At 72.5% G+C, this 21,052-nt stretch carries 20 protein-coding genes; 11 read left to right on the top strand and 9 right to left on the bottom strand.

What is annotated here, in order from left to right; all coding sequences use genetic code 11:
• Nucleotides 1-99 precede the first annotated feature (99 nt).
• Nucleotides 100-1,083, bottom strand: a complete 984-nt coding sequence (gene pgfA, locus RNL97_RS02965) for a cell envelope lipid trafficking protein PgfA (RefSeq protein WP_243313210.1) — start codon at nucleotides 1,081-1,083, stop codon at nucleotides 100-102.
• Between the two features lie 186 nt (nucleotides 1,084-1,269).
• Between pgfA and RNL97_RS02960 the strand changes: the two genes are divergently transcribed.
• Both RNL97_RS02960 and RNL97_RS02955 read left to right on the top strand, forming a co-directional pair.
• The gene (locus RNL97_RS02960; protein WP_199814175.1) at nucleotides 1,270-1,422 is read left to right on the top strand and encodes a hypothetical protein; all 153 of its coding nucleotides are present in this window, start codon (nucleotides 1,270-1,272) and stop codon (nucleotides 1,420-1,422) included.
• Entirely contained in the window at nucleotides 1,419-2,624 is a 1,206-nt protein-coding gene (locus RNL97_RS02955) for a helix-turn-helix domain-containing protein (RefSeq protein ID WP_030580954.1), read from the top strand. Before RNL97_RS02960 ends, RNL97_RS02955 begins: the two co-directional genes overlap by 4 nt.
• A gap of 64 nt (nucleotides 2,625-2,688) precedes the next feature.
• On the opposite strand, the gene RNL97_RS02950 is transcribed toward RNL97_RS02955, so the two are convergent.
• From RNL97_RS02950 to RNL97_RS02940, 3 genes are read right to left on the bottom strand one after another with little or no spacing between them, the layout of a single operon-like run.
• Complete coding sequence (locus RNL97_RS02950) at nucleotides 2,689-3,474, bottom strand: 3-oxoacyl-ACP reductase (RefSeq protein ID WP_030580957.1); 786 nt, start codon at nucleotides 3,472-3,474, stop codon at nucleotides 2,689-2,691.
• 5 nt (nucleotides 3,475-3,479) lie between these two features.
• Nucleotides 3,480-4,862: an aldehyde dehydrogenase family protein gene (locus tag RNL97_RS02945; protein WP_313750326.1), complete on the bottom strand. Its 1,383-nt coding sequence runs from the start codon at nucleotides 4,860-4,862 to the stop codon at nucleotides 3,480-3,482.
• A gap of 50 nt (nucleotides 4,863-4,912) precedes the next feature.
• Nucleotides 4,913-6,277, bottom strand: a complete 1,365-nt coding sequence (locus tag RNL97_RS02940; protein ID WP_313750325.1) for a glutamine synthetase family protein — start codon at nucleotides 6,275-6,277, stop codon at nucleotides 4,913-4,915.
• Between the two features lie 73 nt (nucleotides 6,278-6,350).
• Between RNL97_RS02940 and RNL97_RS02935 the strand changes: the two genes are divergently transcribed.
• From RNL97_RS02935 to RNL97_RS02925, 3 genes are all read left to right on the top strand, one after another.
• Nucleotides 6,351-7,145, top strand: coding sequence for a FadR/GntR family transcriptional regulator (locus tag RNL97_RS02935; protein WP_050500013.1), 795 nt, complete (start codon nucleotides 6,351-6,353; stop codon nucleotides 7,143-7,145).
• A gap of 152 nt (nucleotides 7,146-7,297) precedes the next feature.
• Entirely contained in the window at nucleotides 7,298-8,767 is a 1,470-nt protein-coding gene (eat, locus tag RNL97_RS02930; protein ID WP_030580967.1) for an ethanolamine permease, read from the top strand.
• A gap of 48 nt (nucleotides 8,768-8,815) precedes the next feature.
• On the top strand, nucleotides 8,816-9,565 hold the full coding sequence (locus tag RNL97_RS02925; RefSeq protein WP_243313205.1) for a gamma-glutamyl-gamma-aminobutyrate hydrolase family protein: 750 nt from the start codon (nucleotides 8,816-8,818) through the stop codon (nucleotides 9,563-9,565).
• Here the strand turns inward: RNL97_RS02925 and RNL97_RS02920 are convergent.
• The 3 genes from RNL97_RS02920 to RNL97_RS02910 form a co-directional block, all read right to left on the bottom strand.
• Nucleotides 9,483-10,235, bottom strand: coding sequence for a hypothetical protein (locus tag RNL97_RS02920; protein WP_313750324.1), 753 nt, complete (start codon nucleotides 10,233-10,235; stop codon nucleotides 9,483-9,485). The genes RNL97_RS02925 and RNL97_RS02920 overlap by 83 nt on opposite strands.
• A gap of 111 nt (nucleotides 10,236-10,346) precedes the next feature.
• On the bottom strand, nucleotides 10,347-10,928 hold the full coding sequence (locus tag RNL97_RS02915; protein ID WP_030580976.1) for a TerD family protein: 582 nt from the start codon (nucleotides 10,926-10,928) through the stop codon (nucleotides 10,347-10,349).
• Nucleotides 10,929-10,960: 32 nt separating this feature from the next.
• Complete coding sequence (locus RNL97_RS02910) at nucleotides 10,961-11,536, bottom strand: TerD family protein (RefSeq protein WP_030580979.1); 576 nt, start codon at nucleotides 11,534-11,536, stop codon at nucleotides 10,961-10,963.
• 245 nt (nucleotides 11,537-11,781) lie between these two features.
• On the opposite strand from RNL97_RS02910, the gene RNL97_RS02905 reads away from it, so the two are divergent.
• The 4 genes from RNL97_RS02905 (at nucleotide 11,782) to RNL97_RS02890 (ending at nucleotide 15,916) form a co-directional block, all read left to right on the top strand.
• Nucleotides 11,782-12,213 carry a BlaI/MecI/CopY family transcriptional regulator gene (locus RNL97_RS02905; protein WP_030580982.1) on the top strand — a complete coding sequence of 144 codons (432 nt, stop codon included), beginning with the start codon at nucleotides 11,782-11,784 and terminating at the stop codon, nucleotides 12,211-12,213.
• 2 nt (nucleotides 12,214-12,215) lie between these two features.
• A complete protein-coding gene (locus RNL97_RS02900; RefSeq protein ID WP_030580985.1) occupies nucleotides 12,216-13,151 on the top strand; it encodes a M56 family metallopeptidase in 936 nt (311 codons plus the stop codon).
• Between the two features lie 375 nt (nucleotides 13,152-13,526).
• Nucleotides 13,527-14,885 carry a hemolysin family protein gene (locus RNL97_RS02895; protein WP_243313200.1) on the top strand — a complete coding sequence of 453 codons (1,359 nt, stop codon included), beginning with the start codon at nucleotides 13,527-13,529 and terminating at the stop codon, nucleotides 14,883-14,885.
• Entirely contained in the window at nucleotides 14,882-15,916 is a 1,035-nt protein-coding gene (locus tag RNL97_RS02890; RefSeq protein ID WP_030580991.1) for a hemolysin family protein, read from the top strand. The genes RNL97_RS02895 and RNL97_RS02890 overlap by 4 nt, the downstream gene beginning before the upstream one ends.
• A gap of 213 nt (nucleotides 15,917-16,129) precedes the next feature.
• Here the strand turns inward: RNL97_RS02890 and RNL97_RS02885 are convergent, their stop codons facing one another.
• Together RNL97_RS02885 and RNL97_RS02880 are read right to left on the bottom strand one after the other, a co-directional pair.
• Entirely contained in the window at nucleotides 16,130-17,506 is a 1,377-nt protein-coding gene (locus RNL97_RS02885) for a geranylgeranyl reductase family protein (RefSeq protein WP_313750323.1), read from the bottom strand.
• Nucleotides 17,507-18,204: 698 nt separating this feature from the next.
• Entirely contained in the window at nucleotides 18,205-18,768 is a 564-nt protein-coding gene (locus tag RNL97_RS02880; protein ID WP_030580996.1) for a DNA polymerase ligase N-terminal domain-containing protein, read from the bottom strand.
• Nucleotides 18,769-19,041: 273 nt separating this feature from the next.
• On the opposite strand from RNL97_RS02880, the gene RNL97_RS02875 reads away from it, so the two are divergent.
• Both RNL97_RS02875 and RNL97_RS02870 read left to right on the top strand, forming a co-directional pair.
• On the top strand, nucleotides 19,042-19,947 hold the full coding sequence (locus tag RNL97_RS02875; protein ID WP_243313191.1) for a glycoside hydrolase family 16 protein: 906 nt from the start codon (nucleotides 19,042-19,044) through the stop codon (nucleotides 19,945-19,947).
• Nucleotides 19,948-20,051: 104 nt separating this feature from the next.
• Nucleotides 20,052-21,044 (top strand): aldo/keto reductase, encoded by a 993-nt coding sequence (locus tag RNL97_RS02870; protein ID WP_313750322.1) that lies wholly within the window; start codon nucleotides 20,052-20,054, stop codon nucleotides 21,042-21,044.
• Nucleotides 21,045-21,052: the final 8 nt, after the last annotated feature.

Raw genomic sequence — 21,052 nt, 5'->3', positions numbered from 1 at the left:
GAAAGGGAAAGACCGGGGGGCCGTGCTCTGGTGGGGATAGACAGTTTTCGGCACGGGTTACCGCCCGGCTACTCACCGGCGCAACAACTTGCGGGTAACTCAGGTGTGCGTACTCGTCATCATGTGAGTGTTCTGGCCCTCCGGCGCCTCCCGACGCCCCCGGCCGACGAGGACGACCCCCACCACCGTGAGTACGAGACCGATCCCGGCCGCTCCCATCGGCGCGGTCTCGCCGAGCGTCGCCAGCCGCTTGCTGTCCGCCGACGCCAGCTCGACCTGCTTCTTCTGGGTCGCCTCGGTGAACTCCACCCGCTTGCTCTCCAGCAGCACCACGGCGTCCCTCTTCGAGCCGGGCGCGCGCAGGGTCTTCTTCGGGCCGATCGCCGCGTTGATGATGCGGCCGGTGCGCTTGTCCACGACCAGCTCGATGCCGCTGTTGGAATACCACTCCTCGGCCAGTACCTGGGGCGTCTTCTTCCTGCCCACGAGGACCCCGGGCACCTGACGCACCCCGGTCTTCGTCGGCTCGACCTCGCCCTTGAACAGGTAGCCGGCGTAGCCCTGGATCTTCTTCTCGCCCTCGAAGGAGAGTCGCACGACACCGCCGAGCGTGCTGTCCCACCAGCGGTAGGCGCGCTTCTCGACGTCGAAGGGGAACTTGAGGTACGCCTCCCCGTCGAACGTCGGGGTCTCCTCGCAGCAGTGCACCGGCTCGTTGGTGGTGCGGTCGGTCACCCAGCGCTCCAGCGTCCACTGGAGGGCGTCACGGGGATCGGAGGCGGGCAGCGTCGAGTTGTGGTCCACGGACGTGGACACGTCCCAGACGGCGTTGCCGCTCTTCTCGCTGTCGGCCACGTCCCCGCGCACCTGCCGGGTGATCGTGATCGTCTCGTCGTCGACCGTCTCCACCTTGCCGGTGTCGAAATAGCTGCCGGTACCGGTGAACACGGTGGTGGTGTCGGTGTCTATGGGGGTGCGCTTGGCATGCGGCTGGACATACCAGACGAGCAGTGGTGCGAGGACGAGCAGAAAGACCCCCGCCCCCAGCAGAACGAGCGAGAGGGGTGAAGCATTGCGGCGCATCCGGGCACTCCTGGGTCGAAATCTCTTCGCGGAGGTGCACGGGCCCCGGGCCGGTCAGCCCTTGATTGGCGTGAACAGTAAGCAAGGCCTTGACGAGATGTCAATGACCTGTCGACACTGTGTGCGAGCCGGAGGGGCCCGGCTCAACGGGGTGGGGATCGCCTCCAGCAAGGAGCTGACCCGACTATGCGCAGACTCATCGCCGCTCTCTCCACCGCCGTGGCGGCCGCGGCGCTCGCCGTAGGTGCGGCGGTCGGTGTCGTGGCACTGCTCGACGCCACCCCCGACCAGCCCAATACGCCTCTGATCAGCTACGACACCGCACCGGCGGCTCCGTGACGCGCACCGCCTGGCAGGAGGTGCCCCGGACCCAACTGGACCGGTTCGCCACCATCGCCCTGTCCGAGGCCCCGGAGCTCGCCCAGACGATCCTGCACGCGATCCGCCGGGACTACCCCTACCTCCATCTGGTCGAGGACGAGTCCGGGGAGCCGCTGGCCCTGGTCGGCATCCGCCGTGCCATCGAGGGGTTCGTCGACAACCTCACCTCCGGCGCGCACCCCCGGGTGCCGCCGGAGATGTTCCAGGAGTTCGGACGGGGTGAGGGCCTGGAGGGCCGCAGCCTCGACTCGCTCCAGGCCATCTACCGCTTCGGCGTCCGGCTCACCTGGCGCAGGCTCGCCGAGATCGGCCAGCAGGTCGACATCCCCGCGCCCGCCATGTACGAGCTGGCCGAATCGGGATTCGAGTATCTGGACGGGCTCGTGGAACAGTCGGTACGGGGCTACGCCGAGGCGGCGGCCCGGCGCGCCAGCGAACGCCTCCGCCTCCAGCGCCAGCTGATCGAGATGCTGCTCATGGAGCACCGTGTCGAGTCGACCCGGACCCTCGCCGAGCGGGCCGCCCGCATCGGCTGGGAGCTTCCCGAGACGATCGCGGTGGGTGTGCTCATCCGTCCCGCCCGGGAGGCGGTGGCCCCGGCCGTCGGCCAGGGCATCCTGCTGGAGATGGAGAGCGAGCAGCCGCGCATCGTGATCCCGGACCCGGACACGGCGGGCCGCGCGGAGACCCTGCGGCGGGCCACTGCGGGCTGGTCCGGCGCGATCGGCCCGGCGGTCCCGCTGGCCGCCGCGGCGACCTCGCTGCGCTGGGCGGAGACCGCGGTCCAGCTGATCAAGAAGGACCAGCTCCCGCAGGGCGAGGTGCTGCACTGCACCGAGCGGGTGGAGGAGCTGGTCCTGCTGCCGGCCCAGGAGCTGATCGACGCCTCGGCCCGCCGGTGCCTCGCCCCGCTGGACGGACTCAGTCCGACCCAGTCGCGGCGGCTGGCCGAGACGCTGCTCGCGTGGATCGAGACCCCCGGCGGCGCCCCCGAGGTGGCCGCCCGCCTCGGGGTCCACCCCCAGACCGCCCGCTACCGGCTGCGTCAGATCCGTGAGCTGTGGGGCGACGCCATCGACGAACCGGACCAGCGTTTCGAGATGCTGCTCGTGCTCCGCGCCCAGCGGCTGCGGGGCGACCTGGCCCCGGCCCGGGACTGAGGCGACAACCACCGCGGCCCGCACGTCCCGGAGACCTGCGGGCCGCGGTGCGTCCGTGCCGGGTCTAGACCGGGGTGACGTACGCCCCGGCGATCCCGCCGTCGACCAGGAAGTCCGTGGCGTTCACGAACGAGGAGTCGTCGCTCGCCAGGAACGCCACGGCGGCGGCGATCTCCGTCGGCTCGGCGAACCGGCCGACCGGGATGTGGATCAGCCGCCGGGCGGCCCGCTCCGGGTCCTTGGCGAACAGCTCCTGGAGCAGCGGGGTGTTGACCGGCCCCGGGCAGAGCGCGTTGACGCGGATGCCGTCACGCGCGAACTGCACCCCCAGCTCGCGTGACATCGCGAGCACCCCGCCCTTGGACGCGGTGTACGAGATCTGCGAGGTGGCCGCACCCATCCGGGCCACGAACGAGGCCGTGTTGATGATGGAGCCCTTGCCCTGTGCGCGCATGTAGGGGATGGCCGCCTTGCAGCAGAGGTACACCGAGGTCAGATTGACCTCCTGAACCCGCTTCCAGGCCTCCAGGCCGGTCTCCAGGATGGAGTCGTCGTCGGGCGGGGAGATCCCCGCGTTGTTGAACGCGATGTCGAGTGAACCGTAGGTGTCGTGGGCGGCCTTGAAGAGGGCGTCCACCTCCTCGGCGTCGGTGACGTCCGTACGGACGAAGAGCCCGGCGGCCTCCTCGGCGGCGGCCTTGCCGCGCTCCTCGTCCACATCGGCGCAGACGACATGGGCGCCCTCGGCGGCCAGCCGCCGCACGGTGGCCAGACCGATGCCGCTGCCGGCCCCGGTGACGACGGCGGTGCGGCCGACCAGGCGGCGGCAGACGGAAGAAGTGTCGGTCATGGTGCTCAGGCCTCCGTGCTGATGAAGACGTTCTTGGTTTCGGTGAAGGCGGCCAGGGCGTCCGGGCCGAGCTCGCGGCCCAGGCCCGACTGCTTGTAACCGCCGAAGGGGGTCGAATAGCGCACGCTGGAGTGCGAGTTGACGGACAGGTTCCCCACCCGCAGCCCCTGGCTCACGCGCAGCGCGCGGCCCACGTCCCGGGTCCAGAGCGAGCCGGCGAGCCCGTAGTCGGTGGCGTTGGCCTGCCGCACCGCGTCCGCCTCGTCCTCGAACGGCAGCACCACGGCCACCGGCCCGAAGACCTCGTCGACGGCCACCGGAGCGTCGGGCGCGACCCCGGTGAGGACGGTCGGCGGATACCAGAACCCGGGTCCCTCCGGCGCCTTGCCGAGCACCGCCCGTACACCGTCGGCCTTCCGGCCGCCGTCGACGAGCCCCCGGACCCGGTCCCGCTGGACGGCCGAGATCAGCGGCCCCATCTGGGTCTTCTCGTCGGCCGGGTCGCCCACCACCACGGCGGACACGGCCGGGACGAGGGCATCGAGGAACCGGTCGTACACGGAGCGTTCGACCAGGATCCGGGTCCGGGCGCAGCAGTCCTGGCCGGCGTTGTCCAGGAAGGACATCGGGGCGGATGCCGCCGCGGCCTCCACATCGGCGTCGGCGAAGACGACGTTGGGGCTCTTGCCGCCCAGCTCCAGGGTGAGCCGCTTCACGCGCTCGGCGCAGCGGGTCATGATGTGCTTGCCGGTCCGGGTGGAGCCGGTGAACACGATCTTCGCGACGCCCGGGTGCTCGACCAGCGCGCTCCCGGCCACCGGGCCCTCGCCGGGCAGCACCTGGAAGAGACCCTCGGGAAGGCCCGCCTCCAGGGCGAGTTCGGCCAGCCGCAGAGCGGTCAGCGGGGTCGTCTCGGCGGGCTTGAGAAGGACGGCGTTGCCCGCCGCGAGCGCCGGGGCGAGGCCCCAGGCGGCGATCGGCATGGGGAAGTTCCACGGGGCGATGACCCCGACGACGCCCAGCGGCTCCAGGACGGTGAAGTCGATGCCGCCCGCCACCGGGATCTGCCGGCCCAGCAGCCGTTCGGCCCCGCCCGCGCTGTAGTCGAGCAGATCGCGGACGTTGCCCGCCTCCCACCGGGCGTTCCCGATGGTGTGACCGGCCTCCCGGACCTCCAACCGGGCCAGTTCCTCCAGGTGTTCGTCGACGACGACGGCGAAGCGGCGCAGCAGCCGGGCCCGGTCGGCGGGCGCGGCGGCGGCCCAGGAGCGCTGGGTGGCCGCCGCGCGGACGACGGCGGCGTCCACATCGGCGGCGGAGGCGGCGGGGACGGTGGCGATGACCTCGGCGGTCGCCGGGTCGAGGACGTCCAGGGTGGGTTGTGACACGTACGGACCCCGATCAGGGAAGCGGGTGGTGGTCAGCGGCGTTCGAAGGATCAGAGGCGTTCGAAGGAGCGGCGCAGCTCCCAGTCGGTCACCGCGGAGTCGTACGCGGCCAGTTCGACCCGGGCCATGTTCAGGTAGTGGTCGACGACCTCCTCGCCGAACGCCTCCTTGGCGACGGAGCTTGCCTCCCACAGGTCGGCGGCCTCGCGCAGGGTCGTCGGCACCTGGTCGTGGTCGGCGGTGTAGGCGTTGCCCGTACAGGCCTCGGGCAGCTCCAGCCGGTGCTCGACCCCGTACAGTCCGGCGGCGACCAGCCCGGCGACGGCCAGATGCGGGTTGACGTCGCCACCGGGCAGCCGGTTCTCGAAGCGCATCGAGCGCCCGTGGCCGACGACCCGCAGGGCGCAGGTGCGGTTGTCGACGCCCCAGGCGACGGCGGTGGGGGCGAAGGAGCCGGGCTGGAAGCGTTTGTAGGAGTTGATGTTGGGTGCGTAGAGGAGGGAGAAGTCGCGCAGGGCGGCGAGCTGCCCGGCCAGGAAGTGGCGCATCACCTCGGACATGCCGTCCGGGCCGTCTCCCGCCATCACGTTCTCGCCGTCCGCGTCGGTCAGCGAGAGGTGGATGTGGCAGGAGTTGCCCTCGCGCTCGTCGTACTTGGCCATGAAGGTCAGCGCGACGCCCTCCTGGGCCGCGATCTCCTTGGCACCCGTCTTGTAGACGGCGTGCTGGTCGCAGGTGGTGAGCGCCTCGTCGTAGCGGAAGACGATCTCGTGCTGGCCGGGGTTGCACTCGCCCTTGGCGGACTCGACGGTCAGCCCCGCCTGCTGCATCTCGTTGCGGATCCGGCGCAGCAGCGGTTCGATGCGGCCGGTGCCGAGGATCGAGTAGTCGATGTTGTACTGGTTGGCCGGGGTCAGCCCGCGGTAGTCGCGGTCCCAGGCCTCCTCGTAGCTGTCCCGGAAGACGATGAACTCCAGCTCCGTGCCCACCTGGGCCGTCCAGCCGTGCTCCGCCAGCCGGTCGAGCTGGCGCCGCAGGATCTGCCGGGGGGCCGCCACCACCGGGCTGCCGTCGTGCCAGGCGAGATCGGCGATCAGCAGGGCGGTTCCCTCGTGCCAGGGGACGGGGCGCAGGGTGGCGGGGTCGGGGACCATGCCGAAGTCGCCGTAGCCGTTCTCCCACGAGGACATCGCGTAACCGTCGACGGTCCGCATCTCGGTGTCCACGGCCAGGAGGTAGTTGCAGCCCTCGGTGCCGTGCTCCAGCACCTCGTCGAGGAAGAACCCGGCCGCGAACCGCTTCCCCTGAAGCCGGCCCTGCATGTCCGGGAAGGCCAGCACCACGGTGTCTATCGACCCGTCCGCGACCCGTGAGCGGAGCTCGTCGACGCCGAGCGGGGGTGTGCGGTCTGCCACGGGATGCCTCCTTGGGTGAACCGGGAGGCATAAGGTATGACAGAGAACCATTGCTTGGGAAGGGGATCCGCCAGTGGCCACGAGCGGAAGAGCGGACGACACCCGTCCGGCGGCACGGGCAGGGGAGACGGAAGGCGCGGTGGGCGGCGCGGGCGATCCCGCGTCCGGCCCGCTGGACTCCGTGCTGCGCCCGGTCCGCGCGGGCAACGGCTTCGAGGAGGCCCTGGAACAGGTCCTCCAGCTCCTGCGCCTCGGCCTCGTGCCGCCGGGCGAACGCCTGCCCTCCGAGCGGGAGTTGTCCCAGCACCTGCGGATCAGCAGGGTGACGCTGCGCGAGGTCCTCAAGGTCCTCCAGGACCAGAACATGGTCGAGAGCCGCCGCGGCCGCTACGGAGGAACGTTTGTCCTGCCGCGCACCGCCGCCGACGGCAGCGACGAACTGCGCCGCCGCATCGCCGCCGTCGACGTCGAGGACACCCTGCGCTTCCGTGAGGTGCTGGAGGCCGGGGCGGCGGGCCTGTGCGCCGAAGGGCTCGCGGCCGACGGCGAAGCCCGGCTGCGGGGGGCGCTCGACGCCACCCGGGGCGCCCGGCTGGAGGACTACCGCCGCCAGGACACCCTGCTCCACCTCACCCTCGCCGAACTCTCCGGCTCCCGCACGCTCGCCGCCCAGTACGCCGCCGTCCGGGCCACCCTCAACGGACTCCTCGACGGCATCCCGCTGCTGGTGCGCAACCTGGAGCACTCCCAGCAGCAGCACGCGGCCGTCGTCGGGGCGGTCCTCGACCGGGACCCGGACGCCGCGCGCGAGATGATGCGCGAACACTGCGGCGGCACGGCGGCCCTGCTGCGCGGCTTCCTCGCCTGAGCCCGGGCCGACGGCGCCCGGCGAGGCGAATCCGTAACCACTCTTTAACGCACGCCCCTTGCCAGGCGCCGCCACGTTCCACAAAGGTGTGCCGACGAACCTTTGATCGAAGCAGTTCCAACGATGAAGTCGACACACATCTGGAGCGCCTCATGGCTCAGGGAACCGAAACACCCGCCGGACCACCCGGTGACGCGGGCCCGGCGAAGTCCGGCACGGACGCGTATCTGCACCGCAGGACCCTGCGCCGAGGCAGCGCCGGCTGGCTCCTGCTGACCGGACTCGGCGTGGCCTACGTGGTCTCCGGCGACTTCTCCGGCTGGAACATCGGCCTGTCCAAAGGCGGCTTCGGCGGACTCGCCGTGGCCACGGTCCTGATGGGCGTCATGTACGCGTGTCTGGTCTTCGCGCTGGCCGAGCTCTCCGCCATCCTCCCCACGGCGGGCGGCGGTTACGGCTTCGCGCGGCGGGCGCTCGGCACCTGGGGCGGCTTCCTGACGGGGACGGCCATCCTCATCGAGTACATCCTCGCGCCCGCCGCCATCTCCCTCTTCATCGGCGACTACGTCGAATCGCTCGGGCTGTTCGGCCTCACCTCCGGCTGGCCCGTCTACCTCGCCTGCTTCGCGATCTTCATCGGCATCCACCTCTGGGGCGTCGGCGAGGCGCTCCGCTTCAGCCTGGTGGTGACCGCCATCGCGGTGGCCGCGCTGCTGGTCTTCGCCGTCGGCGCGTTCACCGAGTTCGACGCGGGCCGCCTCAACGACATCCCGGCCGACGCCTCCGCCTTCGGCTCCTCCTCCTGGCTGCCGTACGGACTCCTCGGGATCTGGGCCGCCTTCCCCTTCGGCATGTGGTTCTTCCTCGGGGTGGAGGGTGTGCCGCTCGCCGCCGAGGAGGCCAAGGACCCGGTCCGCTCGATGCCCAGGGCCCTGGCCATCTCGCTGGCCGTACTGGTCTTCCTGGCCCTGATCACCTTCGTCTCGGCCACCGGAGCCCAGGGCGCGAACGCCATCAAGGAGGCCGGGAACCCGCTCGTGGTGGCCCTCCAGGGCGACGGCGAACCGACCGCCCTGAGCCGCTTCGTGAACTACGCGGGCCTCGCCGGGCTCGTCGCCTCCTTCTTCTCCCTGATCTTCGCCGGCTCCCGCCAGCTCTTCGCCCTCTCCCGGGCGGGTTATCTGCCCCGCTTCCTCTCCCTCACCAACCGCCGCAAGTCCCCCTACCTCGGCCTGCTGATCCCCGGCGTCATCGGCTTCACGCTCGCCGCCTGGAGCGGCAACGGCGGCCGGATGCTCAACGTCGCCGTCTTCGGCGCCACCATCAGCTACGCGCTCATGGCCCTCTCCCACCTGGTGCTGCGCCGCCGCGAACCGGAGCTGCCGCGCCCCTATCGCACCCCCGGCGGCGCGCTCACCTCGTCCGTCGCCTTCGCTCTGGCATGCTCGGCCCTGGTGGCGACCTTCCTGGTGGACCGCGACGCGGCGTTCATCGCGCTCGCCGTGTACGCGGTGGCGCTGGCCTACTTCGCCCTCTACAGCCGTCACCGGCTGGTCGCGGGAGCCCCGGAGGAGGAGTTCGCCGCACTGGCGGCGGCCGAGGCCGAACTCGCCCGCGACTGAGCGCCCCCCGGCCGCCGACGCGATCCCCCGACCGAAGGAGTACGTTCCATGCCCCGGCCCGTCATCGGCATCAGCACCTACCAGGACCCGGCCCGGTGGGGTGTCTGGGAGATGCCCGCGGTGCTGCTGCCCGCCGCCTATCCGCGCCTCGTCCGGGCGGCGGGCGGGCTCGCGGTGCTGCTGCCGCCCGATGACGCCGAGGACGCGGCCCGGGACACCGTCGCCGCCCTGGACGGGCTGGTGATCGCCGGGGGAGCGGACGTCGAGCCCGCCCGGTACGGGGCGGTCCCCGACCCCCGTACCGGCCCCCCGGCCCGCGAACGCGACGCCTGGGAGCTGGCGTTGATCCGGGCGGCGATCGACCAGCACGTCCCCCTGCTCGGCATCTGCCGGGGCATGCAACTGCTCAACGTCGCCCGCGGCGGCACGCTGATCCAGCACCTGGAGGACCACACCGGCGGCCTCGGCGTCTTCGGCAGCCACCCGGTGGCCCCTGTGGCCGGCACCGTGTACGCGGACGCCGTCCCCGAGACCGCCATGGTGCCCGCCTACCACCACCAGGCGGTCGACCGCCTGGGCGCCGGCCTGGTGGCTTCCGCCCACGCCCCGGACGGGACCGTGGAGGCACTGGAACTCCCGGGCCACGGCAGCCTGGTGCTCGGGGTGCAGTGGCACCCGGAGATGGGCCGGGACACCCGGGTCATGGGCGCCCTGGTCAGGGCTGCCGGGGAGCGGGTGGCGCCGAACCCTCGAACTCCGGCCCGGAGTGGTCGGGCCCCGCGAACGCCGGTGAGCTGAAGCCGAACCCGCGCCTCTCGCCCGCACCCTGCGCGGACGCCGCCTCGGCCAGCTCCTGGAGGAGGAGCGGCCGGATCCCCCGGTCGCGCAGCGCCACGAGCCACGCCCGACGGGCCTGGGCGAGCGCGGGAGAATCGGCGGCGGACGGATCGGGTACGGCCACCACGCCCGCCGCCGACTGCCGCGCCGCCGTCCGGTAGAGGGCGACCACGCTGACCAGCGCCGCGACCCCCGCGACCGCCACGCTGAACCAGCCGACGCCGACCAGGGTGTCCGCCAGGGCGGGCAGCGTGTCGGCGAGCCGCAGACCGTACCCGAGCAGCAGGAACGTCGCCGCGGCCACGGCGGCGAGCACCGGCGTCAGCACCCCGAGGACCGCCAACACCCCGGCCCCCGACCGCTCCTGATCACCGGGACCGGAGAGCGGCGCCGTCCGGGCGTCCCGCCGCCCGCCCTGCGCGTGGAGCCGCACGGCCGCGTACCTCCGGTACTCCGCGTCGGCGGCAGTCGCCGTGCGCGCCACGGCCGCCAGGCCCCGGACGCGCAGCCGGTCGGCGGGGACGCCCGAGCGCTCCAGCAGGCGTCGGATCTCCGGGGAGGCGATCACCTCGTCGAGCGCGCTCGCGTAGTCGGATCTGTCCTCGTCCCCGAGCCGGGAAGGTCTGCCCATGCTGTCCCTCGGTCGATACGTGTGCCGATACGTGTGGAGTGGGTGGTCGTGAAGGCGGCGCGGGGGTGCGCACGCGGCACGTGCGCACCCCCGCGCCGCGGCCGGACGGGGTCAGAGGTGCTGGGCGACCGCGGGCATGAGGTCCTGAAAGGTCCGCCCGTCCGCCGGTGCGCCGATCGCGGTCATCTGCCAGCCCGAGCCCGTCCGCTGGACCTTGGCCATGATCTGGGCGGTGTGCCGCCCCCCGCCGGTCAGCGTGTACCGGGCCAGCTCCTGTCCGTTGCTCTCGTCGACCAGCCGGCAGAACGCCGCTTCGACCTCCTCGAAGGTCTGGCCGGTGAACGAGTTCACCGTGAAGACGATCTGGTCCACATGGGCCGGCACGCGTCGCAGGTCGACGACGATCGACTCGTCGTCACCGCCCTGGCCCGCCCCGCCGACCCGGTTGTCCCCGGTGTGCTGGACCGAGCCGTCGTCGCTGGTCAGATGCTGGAAGAAGACCACGTCCTGCGGGGCCCGGCCCGCGAAGAGCACCGCCGAGGCGTCCAGGTCGATCTCGCGGGCGGTCAGCCGCGCCAGAAATCCCTTGCGGGGAGCGGACTTCCAGCCAAGACCCATCCGTACGACGTCGAGCTCGCCGCCGCCGGACTTGGTGAGGCTGACCTGCTGGCCCTTGGTGAGGTTGATCGTCATCGTTCCGCCTTCCGTGATCGCGTCCGAGCGGCTCAGAGACTGACGCCGTAGTCGGCGACGATGCCGCTCAGCCCGGATGCGTAACCCTGCCCGACCGCACGGAACTTCCACTCCGCGCCGTGCCGGTACAGCTCGCCGAAGACCATCGCCGTCTCGGTGGAGGCGTCCTCGCTCAGGTCGTAGCGGGCGATCTCCGCGCCGCCCGCCTGGTTCACCACCCGGATGTACGCGTTGCGGACCTGGCCGAAGCTCTGGCCCCGGCTCTCGGCGTCGTGGATCGAGACCGGGAACACGATCTTCGCGACGGTCGCGGGCACCGCGGCGAGGTCGACCTTGACGATCTCGTCGTCGCCCTCGCCCTCACCGGTGAGGTTGTCACCGGTGTGCTCGACCGAACCGTCGGGGCTCTTCAGGTTGTTGTAGAAGACGAAGTGCCCGTTTGACAGCACCTTGCCGGCCTCGTCGCAGAGCAGGGCGCTCGCGTCCAGGTCGTAGTCGGAGCCCGTGGTGGTGCGGACGTCCCAGCCCAGACCGACGAGGACCGCGGTCAGCCCCGGAGCCTCCTTGCTCAGCGAGACGTTTCCACCCTTGGCGAGGCTCACACCCATGATCTTCTCCCTTGTCCAGCGGCAGTGAGGAAAATCTACAGCACTGTAGATTTCCATGGCCAGGAGGCGGTCGGACCGGGGCGGGAGAGCGGTCCGGTCGGCCGGGCGTGCGCGTTCCCGCGCCGGTCGGTGGCCGGCCCCTCCGCCGGCTGGATACGATTTCCCGATGCCCGGCGGGTCCAGTGCCACGGCCGGGCGGCCGAACGGAGAGACCCGGGCGGCGAGACGGAGAAAGGGGCCGTACCGTGGACGCCGAAAGAGCCGGTGGCGAACGGGAGGCGCCCGCCCGCAGGCGCGGCCAGGGCGAGCTGGAGGCCCAGGTGCTGTCGGTGCTGGGCGAGGCGAGCGAACCGGTGACCGCGGCCTGGGTGCAGGAGCGGCTCGGCGCCGGCCTCTCGTACAGCACCGTCATCACCATCCTGACCCGGCTGCACGCCAAGCAGGCCGTCACGCGCACCGGACGGGGGCGCCCCGTCCTGTGGGAGCCCGTGGCGAACGAGGCGGGGCTCGCCGCCCTGCGGATGCGCCGGCTCCTCGACAAGCAGAGCGACCGTGACGCGGTGCTCTCCAGCTTCGTCTCCGTCCTCTCCTCCCACGACGAGGACCTGCTGCGGTCCCTGCTCGCCGAGAGCGGCCCCGACGGCACCGGCGCGCCCTCGGACCGGCCGGAGCGCTGACGATGGGGGTCTTCGTCTACCTGCCCCTCGTGCTGCCCCTGACCGCGCTGCCGATCGCACGCCTGGCCGAGCAGCATCTGCACCCTCGCAGGGCCGCCCGGCTGCTGACCACCGTCGCCGTCATCCTCGCCTCCTGCAGCCTGCTGTGCCTCGGGCTGCTGGTGGTCGTGGGCACCGCCCAGCTGCCCGGCAACCCGCTGCCCGACGGCTGGTCCGACGACGAGGTCCGCGAGGCCGTGCCGCACGACGCGTTCGCCGGCAAGGCGTCCATCCTGGCGCTCGTGGTCGTCACCGCGGCCTGCGGCTTCACCGTCCACCGCCACTTCCGCTTCCGGGCCCGGGCCCACCGGGCGTTGCGGGGGCTGGGAGGGGACGACGACGTCGCCGTGCTGCCCGACGCCAGCCCGTACGCCTACGCGCTCCCCGGCTCCCCGGGGCGGGTGATGGTCTCCACGGCCATGCTCGCCTCTCTCGAACCGGCAGAGCACCGGGCGCTGTTCGCCCACGAACGGGCCCACCTGACGGGGCGCCACCACCGGCTGCTGCTCGCGACCCGGCTGGCCCGCTGCGTCAACCCCCTCCTGTGGCCGCTGCTCGGGGCCCTGGTCTACAGCACGGAGCGCTGGGCGGACGAGGAGGCGGCCCGGGTCACCGGCGACCGCCGGCTGACCGCCCGCGCGGTCGGCAAGGCCGCGCTCGTCGCCCGTCCGGTGCCCGGCGGCGCGGCCTTCGCCGCCTTCGCCACCGCGGGCCCGGTGCCGCGCCGGGTGGCGGCGCTCCTGGGGCCGGTGCCGCCGGACCGCGGCTGGCCCCCGGCCCTCACCCCGGCCGGGGCTGCCGCGCTCGTCGCCGCGGCCGGGGCGACCGTCTCCGCGCTGTCCGCGTTGAACGCGGCCGTCGCCCTGTTCCTCGTCCTGGAGGCGGCGACCCCGCTGTAAGGGGCCCGAGGATTCCGCCCGGCGCTCGACCCGGCGTGACCGCGCGAGGTGTCCGTTTCCTCTCTGAATATGCCCATTGGCGTACGGTTCTCACCACGGAAGCCGCCCCCGAGCCGCCCATCTACTCCGCTGTAGAGTTCATGGACCGCAGGCCCGACCGTGGGCAGGACCGGAAACGCACCGGTGCGGCGGAGCGGGCCGACCCCCTCCACACAGTGGCTGGACGATCCAGCCGGACAGGAGCCACGCGTTGTCTGCCAGTACGGGCCCTTCGGGGCCCGACCTTCGCTCTTTGGGGCCTGACTTCCACCGCATCCGATCCGCCGACGCGGGCACGGGCCGGGCCGGCCGCCGCTCCCACGGGGCGAGGACCCGATGACCGCCGCACTGCTCGGCCTCCTGGCCGTCTTCGTCCTCACCGCCGGGACCGGCTACTTCGTCGCCCAGGAGTTCGCGTACGTCTCCGCGGACCGGCTGACCCTCGCCCGGGAGGCCGCGGCCGGTGACAAGCGGGCCGCCCGCGCCGTGAAGGTGCTGGAACGCCTCTCGTTCATGCTCTCCGGCGCCCAGCTCGGCATCACCGTCACCGGACTCGTCGTCGGCTTCCTCGCCGAACCGTCCGTCTCCGCGCTGCTGCGCCCCGTCCTCAGCGGCACCGGCCTCCCCGACGGCGTGGTCTCCGGCATCTCCGTCGTGCTGTCCTTCGTGGTGGCGACCGTCATCCAGATGGTCCTGGGCGAACTCGCCCCCAAGAACCTGGCCCTCGCCATCCCCGAGCGGATGGCGAAGTCCCTGGCCGCCTCCACCCTGGTCTACCTCCGGGTCGTCGGCCCGGTGATCCACATCTTCGACAGCGCGGCCAACCGGCTGCTGCGCCGGCTCGGCATCGAACCCGTCGAGGAACTGCACCACGGCGCCACCCTGGAGGAGCTGGGCCACCTCATCGGCGAATCCCACGAGCAGGGCGAGCTGCCCGCCGCGACCGCCGAACTGATGGACCACGCCCTGGAGTTCTCCGAGCGGACCCTGGGTGAGGTGATGATCCCGCGCGCCGACGTCGCCTTCGTCCGCCGGGACGCCCTGGCCGCCGAGGCCGTGAAGCTGATCGCCCGCCACGGCCACTCCAACTACCCGGTACTCGGTGACCACCCCGACGACCCGGCAGGCGTCCTGGGCGTACGGGAACTGATGCGGCTGCCCGCCGCGGAGATCGGCCGCGCCACCGTCGGCTCCCTGGCCCGCCGCCCCCTCCTGCTGCCGGAGCTGCTCAGGCTCCCGGCCGCGGTCGCGCAGATGCGGGAGCGCGACGACGAGTTCGCCGTGGTCCTGGACGAGCACGGCGGTCTCGCCGGGATCGTCACGTACGAGGACATCGCCGAGGAACTCGTCGGGGACATCGCCGACGAGTCCGACACGGTCGTCGAACTCGCCGTCGCCGAGGGCTCCGGCTGGATCGTGGACGCGGGCCGCCGCCTCGACGAGATCGAGGAGGCCACCGGGATCGAACTGCCCCAGGAGAGCGACGACTACGACACCCTGGCCGGACTGATCATCGACCGGCTCGGCCGCTTCCCGACGGTGGGGGACCGGTTGACCGTCCCCGGCGTCCGGATCGCCGTCCGCTCCCTCGACCGGCACGTCGCCGAGTACGTCCGCATCGAGCGCGAAGACCGCACCGCCGACGCCGATCCGACCGCCGAGGGCGATCGCACCGGACAGGAGCCGCAGGCATGAGCTTCCCCCTGGCCCTCTTCGTGACCGTCCTGCTGCTCATCGGCAGCGGGTTCTTCGTCGCCGCCGAATTCGCCCTGGTCGCCGCCAAGCGCCACCGCATGGAGCAGGCCGTGGCCCGCGGGCAGCGCGGTGCCGGGGCGGCGCTCGCCGGGATGCGCGAGCTGTCGCTGATGCTCGCGGGCGCCCAGCTCGGCATCACCATCTGCACCCTGGGCCTGGGCTCCGTGTCCAAGCCCGCCATCTCCCACGAGCTGGACCCGCTGCTGGAGCGGCTCGGGCTGCCCGCCGCCCTCAGCTACGGAATCGCCTTCGCGCTGGCGATGGTCATCGTCGTCTTCCTGCACATGGTGGTCGGCGAAATGGCCCCGAAATCCTGGGCCATCGCCCACCCGGAGCGCTCGGCGATGCTCCTGAGCCCGGCCTTCCGGGCTCTCGTGGGCGCCGTACGCCCGCTGATCCGGCTGCTGAACGCGGTCAGCAACGCCCTCGTACGGCTGTGCCGGGTCACCCCGCGCGACGAACTCACCTCGGTGCACAACCGCGACCAGCTCACCCATCTGATCGAGGAGTCCGAGCGTCTCGGGCTGATCAGCACGGGCGACTCCGGACTGATGACCCGGTCCCTGACCGAGCCGGCGACCCCGGTCTCCGAACTCCGGATCCCCGTGGAACGGATCGCGACCGTCCCGGCGGACGCGGGACTCGACCGGATCCTGTCCACCGCCGCCGAGGCCGACCGCACCCGTCTGCTGGTACGGGACGGGGAGGAGGTCCTCGGGTCGGTGCACGCCCGGGACGCCCTCGTGGCCCGCGCCGGAGGCCGGGACGTCCTCGCCCGCGCCCTGGCCCGCCCGGTCCCGGAACTCGCCCCGGACGCCACCGCGGCGCACGCGGTGGAGCAGTTGCGTGAGCGGCGGGCCACCATCGCCGTCGTACGGGACGGGGAGGGCCGGCTCACCGGACTGGTCAGCCTGGACGACCTGCTCGCCAGGCTCCTGCACCCGCGGACGCCCCCCGGGGCCGCGTCCTAGGGCATGGCCCAGGGGGACGTCGTGTCCGGCCGTCTCCTCTCGGGTGACCGTGGGGGAGACGGCCGGCCCGGGGCGCTGTCCGCGTCGTGCTCCTGGTCCTTGAAAGCCCGCTGGGAATCGTGGATCGGGTACCGCCCGGATCGAAGGGGTACGGCGCGTGGTGGTGCTCCAGGCGCAGCAGCCCGCCCCGCCCTCTGGAACCGGCTCGCGGACTCAGCGCTTCCGGCCCGGGGGGCCGCCGTGCCGCCCCGGCCGCGGACCCGGTCCCGGCGCCGGGACCAGGCGGAACGCCGTGTTGAGGACGTGGTCGGCCACATCGCGCGAGGGCTTGTCCGTGAGGTCGGTGAGCAGCCGGGCCAGCAGGTCGAGGAGGAAGGGCGAGCCCATGACGTACCGGTTGAGCACCGGCTGGAAGCCCGAGCGGCTGAAGATCAGATCGGCCGCGGTGTTGCCCAGGCGGTAGTGGCGGCCCCAGCGGCGGTGCATCTCCACCGGGTAGCCGCGCAGCACCTGTTCGCGGCGGGGGCCTCGGGCGTGCGCCAGGGCGAGGGCCGCGGTCTCGGCGGCCACCTCGCCCGCCTCCATCGCCTGGGCGATGCCCTCACCGTTCCAGGGGCTGACCATCCCGCCGGAGTCGCCGACCAGCAACAGCCCCCGGGCGTAGAGCGGATGGCGGTTGAAACCGAGAGGCAGGGCGGCGCTGCGCACCGGGCCCTCCGCGTTCTCCTCGCGCAGCCCCCACTCCCGCGGGGTGCGGGCCAGCCACTGGTCGAGGGTGGCGCGCAGGTCCGCCTTGCCGTGCCGCCGGTGGGGGAGCGCCCCGAGTCCGACGTTGACCCGGCCGTCGCCCATCGGGAAGATCCAGCCGTAGCCGGGGAGGTACGGGCCCCCGTCGGGGAAGCGGAGGTCGGCCCACAGCTCCAGGTACTTCTCCCGGGAGCGTTCGGGGCTGCGGTAGTAGCGCCGGGCGGCGGTCGCGATCTGCCGTCGTGGGTCCCGCTCCAGACCCAGCGCCAGGGCGAGGCGGGCGGACGCCCCGTCGGCGGCGATGACGACCGGCGCGCGGAAGTCGACCGGCTCCGGAACGTCCGGGGAGTCCGAGGACGCGGCGACCCCGGTGACGCGGCCCGCCCGGTCCGTCAGCGGCCGCTCCGCCTTCCAGCCGCTGTACAGCCGGGCCCCCGCCGCCACGGCGTGCCTGGCCAGGATGTCGTCGAAGTCGTGGCGGCTGCGGGAGAGGCCGAAGTCCGGATAACGGCCCAGCGCCGGCCACTCGATGTGCACCCGGTGCTTCCCGGCCACCCAGCGCATCCCGCGCGAACGCGTCCAGCCCGGTGCGGTGATGTCGACGCCCATCCGGATCAGTTGGTACACCGCCCGCGGGGTGAGACCGTCGCCGCAGACCTTCTCCCGGGGGAAGCGGGCCTTCTCCAGCAGGATCACGTCCACCCCCGCCCGCGCCAGGTGGTACGCGGCCGAGGATCCGGCCGGGCCCGCCCCCACCACGATCACCTGGGCGTCCGTATCCGTACGGGACGCGTCCCCCGCGTCCGTGTCCGTCGTCGCCGGGTCCGTCGGCTGTTCCCGCATGACAACCCTTTCCTCCCACGGCTGTTGCTCTGCCCCGGGGCGGCGGCCCCGGGCAACATCATCGATCAGGACGGGCCGGGGCGGTACCCGGCGTCCGGGCAACCGGGGCGGCGGAGCGAACCGGCCGTCTGCGCTCCGCCGGTGACGACCCGGCCGGACGACCCGATGGCCCACGGCCCCCTCGGCCGCGCTGGACGCCGTCGGCGGAGACCGTACGCGATCGGCCCTGGCCAGAGCCCGGGTGGCGCCCGAGCTGCGCCCCGTACGCGACCGGGCGACGGCGTTCCTGTGGCACCTCACCCGCGAACCCGAGCGGCGGCGGGAACTGCTCGACCGTCCCGACCCCCGGCACCTCCCGCAGGCCGTCGAGGCCGGCCTCGGCGCCCCGCACGAGCGGGAACCGGCCGTTCTGCGGGCCCGCGTGGACGCGGATGCCTCCGCGGCGGCGTTCCGCCGGATTGCCCAGTGCGCCGGTACAGGTGTCCGACCCGCTCCCGCGCCTCGTGCGCGATCTCCCCGGGCCCCGCGACCCCGACGCCGGACCGCCCCGGCCCGGGACGGGCACCCCGAATCCCGACCCCGTGTCCCCGGCCCGCAGGTGCCCGTCCGGACCGGGAACTGCGCGCACGGATCGAGGAGTTGCCGCATCATCCGCGTGCCGGGGACCGCGAAAGGGCAAGACCTCCCCGGACCGCGCGTCAGCCCTCGCCGCCCCGGGCCGCCGCCGCGGCGACCTGGTGCAGCGTCCGTCCCGTACGGGCGGACCGGGCATGGTACGGGTCCGGCGAACCCGGCCTGCCGCGTACGGCGAGACGGTCGTTGGCCTTGATCAGCAGCCAGGCCTCGTGGCCGCCGCTGTCCTGCTCGTCGCCCTTCTGGATGCGGGTGAGCGCGTACTCGCCGTGCAGCTTCGACCCGTACAGCCAGAATGTCGCGTGACCCAGCTCCAGGGATTCGGCGAAGGGGACGGAGTCGCCCTGCCCGTCGTGTCCGAGCGGCCGGTAGGTGCCCTGGTCCCAGACGATGACCGTGCCGCTCCCGGACACGCCCCGGGGGATGACCCCTTCGAACTCGCGGTACTCCAGAGCGTGATCCTCCGTCGGGACGGCCAGCCTGCGGTCGCTGGGGTTCTCCGACGGCCCGCGGGGCACCGCCCAGGACTTCAGTACGCCGTCGACCTCCAGCCGGAAGTCGAAGTGCAGCCGTCGCGCGTCATGGATCTGTACGACGAAGTGGGGCCGCGGTGTGCCGTCGTTCTCCACGTCGTGCTCCCTTCGCCGCCCGCTCCGTATCTCCACTCTGCCGCCGCCCCGGAGGAACCGCACGACGAGGCCGCTGCCTTCGGACGCATATGCCGATGAAACATGCCTTTCCTTCTCCGGTCCGGACCAAGTTATTGACGGCTCCTGTGGCACTCCCTTAAATCAAGAATTGAAGTATGCGCCCGAGGTGATCGCCCCAACCGTTCACCTCTCGGCGTTGACCTGTCATGCGCATGCCCTGCATGCGCATGTCCCCCCACGCGAAGTGATGTGATGACCGTGCACTCCACGCACTCCACGGCGCGCAGCGTCTCCCGGCGCCGCCGCGTCGCCCTCTACGCGGCCTCGCTGCTCTGCTGTTCCGCCATCCTCACCGCACTCCCGGGCGGAGCGTCCGCCGCACCCGCCGCCGAAGCCCCGGCCCCCGGACCGGGGACCATGGCCGTCGCCTTCGAGGACCAGTTCGACGGCCCGGCCGGTGCCGGCGTGGACGGCGGCAAGTGGCAGATCGAGACCGGTGACAACGTCAACAACCACGAGCGGCAGTACTACACCCCGGGCAACGGCAACGCCGCGCTCGACGGCCAGGGCAACCTCGTGATCACCGCCCGCAAGGAGAACCCGGGCAACTACCAGTGCTGGTACGGGGCGTGCGAGTACACCTCCTCCCGGCTCAACACCTCCGGCAAGTTCGCCGCCGCGTACGGCCATGTCGAGGCCCGGATCAAGATCCCCCGCGGCCAGGGCATCTGGCCCGCGTTCTGGATGCTGGGCGACGACTTCGGCAACGTCGGCTGGCCCGACAGCGGCGAGATCGACATCATGGAGAACGTCGGCTTCGAGCCCGGCACGGTCCACGGCACCCTGCACGGCCCCGGCTACTCCGGCTCGGGCGGTATCGGCGCGGCGTACACCCTCCCCGGCGGGCAGGCGTTCGCCGACGACTTCCACACCTTCTCCGTCGACTGGGCGCCCGACTCCATCACCTGGTCCGTCGACGGTAACGTCTTCCAGCGGCGCACCCCCGCCGACCTGGGCGGCAACCAGTGGGTGTTCAACAAGCCCTTCTTCCTCATCCTGAACCTCGCGGTCGGCGGCTACTGGCCCGGCGACCCCGACGGCTCCACCCAGTTCCCGCAGCAGATGGTCGTCGACTACGTCCGGGTGACGACCTCGTGACGACCGGCGGCTGACCGGGAGCCCCCCCCAGCGTGGACGGCGGCAGAGGTGCTCCTGCCGCCGTCCACCCCGCCCGCCCCGTCCGGCACGAGAAGCGGAATAGCATGATCCCCATGGAACAGCGCACACTCGGCAGGACCGGCCGTGACGTCTCGGTCGTGGGACAGGGCACCTGGCAACTCGGCGGCGACTGGGGAGAGGTCGCGGAGGACGACGCGTTCGACGTCCTCGACGCGGCCGTCGCATCCGGCGTCACCTTCTTCGACACCGCGGACGTGTACGGGGACGGCCGCAGCGAACAGCTCATCGGCCGCTACCTCAAGAACCGCCCCGACGCGGACGTCTTCGTCGCCACCAAGATGGGCCGCCGCGCCGACCAGGTGCCGGAGAACTACGTCCTGGACAACTTCCGTGCCTGGAACGACCGTTCCCGGGCCAACCTCGGCACCGACACGCTCGACCTCGTACAACTGCACTGCCCGCCGAGCAGCGTCTACTCCTCCGACGCCGTCTACGACGCCCTGGACACCCTGGTCGCCGAGGAGCGGATCGCCGCCTACGCGGTGAGCGTCGAGACCTGCGCCGAGGCACTGACCGCCATCGCGCGCCCCGGCGTCGCGAGCGTGCAGATCATCCTCAACCCGTTCCGCCTCAAGCCGCTCGACGAGGTCCTCCCGGCGGCCGCCGCCGCGGGCGTCGGCATCATCGCCCGGGTCCCGCTCGCCTCGGGACTGCTCTCCGGCAAGTACACCAAGGACACCGTCTTCGGCCCCGAGGACCACCGGACGTACAACCGGCACGGCGAGGCGTTCGACCAGGGCGAGACGTTCTCCGGCATCGACTACGCAACCGGCGTCGCCGCGGCCGCCGAGTTCGCCGAGCTGGCCCCGCAGGGCGCCACCCCGGCGCAGACCGCGCTGCGCTGGATCATCCAGCAGCCGGGCGTCACCAGTGTGATCCCCGGAGCGCGCTCGGTGGAACAGACCCGCGCCAACGCGGCGGCCGCCGCGTTGGCGCCGCTGCCGCAGAGCACGCTGGACGCCGTGCGCGAGCTGTACGACCGGTCGATCCGCGCAGAGGTCCACGACCGCTGGTGACGGCGGCG

The organism is Streptomyces parvus (assembly GCF_032121415.1).
Classification (GTDB): domain Bacteria; phylum Actinomycetota; class Actinomycetes; order Streptomycetales; family Streptomycetaceae; genus Streptomyces; species Streptomyces globisporus_A.
Note: the sequence above shows the minus strand (reverse complement) of the source record. Positions and strands in the feature narration are given on the sequence as shown.

What these genes read in the sequence shown, in the direction of transcription:
- pgfA (WP_243313210.1), bottom strand. Translation starts at nt 1,083, where the DNA reads ATGCGCCGCAATGCTTCACCCCTCTCGCTCGTTCTGCTGGGGGCGGGG.
- RNL97_RS02960 (WP_199814175.1), top strand. Translation starts at nt 1,270, where the DNA reads ATGCGCAGACTCATCGCCGCTCTCTCCACCGCCGTGGCGGCCGCGGCG.
- RNL97_RS02950 (WP_030580957.1), bottom strand. Translation starts at nt 3,474, where the DNA reads ATGACCGACACTTCTTCCGTCTGCCGCCGCCTGGTCGGCCGCACCGCC.
- eat (WP_030580967.1), top strand. Translation starts at nt 7,298, where the DNA reads ATGGCTCAGGGAACCGAAACACCCGCCGGACCACCCGGTGACGCGGGC.
- RNL97_RS02925 (WP_243313205.1), top strand. Translation starts at nt 8,816, where the DNA reads ATGCCCCGGCCCGTCATCGGCATCAGCACCTACCAGGACCCGGCCCGG.
- RNL97_RS02920 (WP_313750324.1), bottom strand. Translation starts at nt 10,235, where the DNA reads ATGGGCAGACCTTCCCGGCTCGGGGACGAGGACAGATCCGACTACGCG.
- RNL97_RS02915 (WP_030580976.1), bottom strand. Translation starts at nt 10,928, where the DNA reads ATGACGATCAACCTCACCAAGGGCCAGCAGGTCAGCCTCACCAAGTCC.
- RNL97_RS02910 (WP_030580979.1), bottom strand. Translation starts at nt 11,536, where the DNA reads ATGGGTGTGAGCCTCGCCAAGGGTGGAAACGTCTCGCTGAGCAAGGAG.
- RNL97_RS02900 (WP_030580985.1), top strand. Translation starts at nt 12,216, where the DNA reads ATGGGGGTCTTCGTCTACCTGCCCCTCGTGCTGCCCCTGACCGCGCTG.
- RNL97_RS02895 (WP_243313200.1), top strand. Translation starts at nt 13,527, where the DNA reads ATGACCGCCGCACTGCTCGGCCTCCTGGCCGTCTTCGTCCTCACCGCC.
- RNL97_RS02890 (WP_030580991.1), top strand. Translation starts at nt 14,882, where the DNA reads ATGAGCTTCCCCCTGGCCCTCTTCGTGACCGTCCTGCTGCTCATCGGC.
- RNL97_RS02885 (WP_313750323.1), bottom strand. Translation starts at nt 17,506, where the DNA reads ATGCGGGAACAGCCGACGGACCCGGCGACGACGGACACGGACGCGGGG.
- RNL97_RS02875 (WP_243313191.1), top strand. Translation starts at nt 19,042, where the DNA reads ATGACCGTGCACTCCACGCACTCCACGGCGCGCAGCGTCTCCCGGCGC.
- RNL97_RS02870 (WP_313750322.1), top strand. Translation starts at nt 20,052, where the DNA reads ATGATCCCCATGGAACAGCGCACACTCGGCAGGACCGGCCGTGACGTC.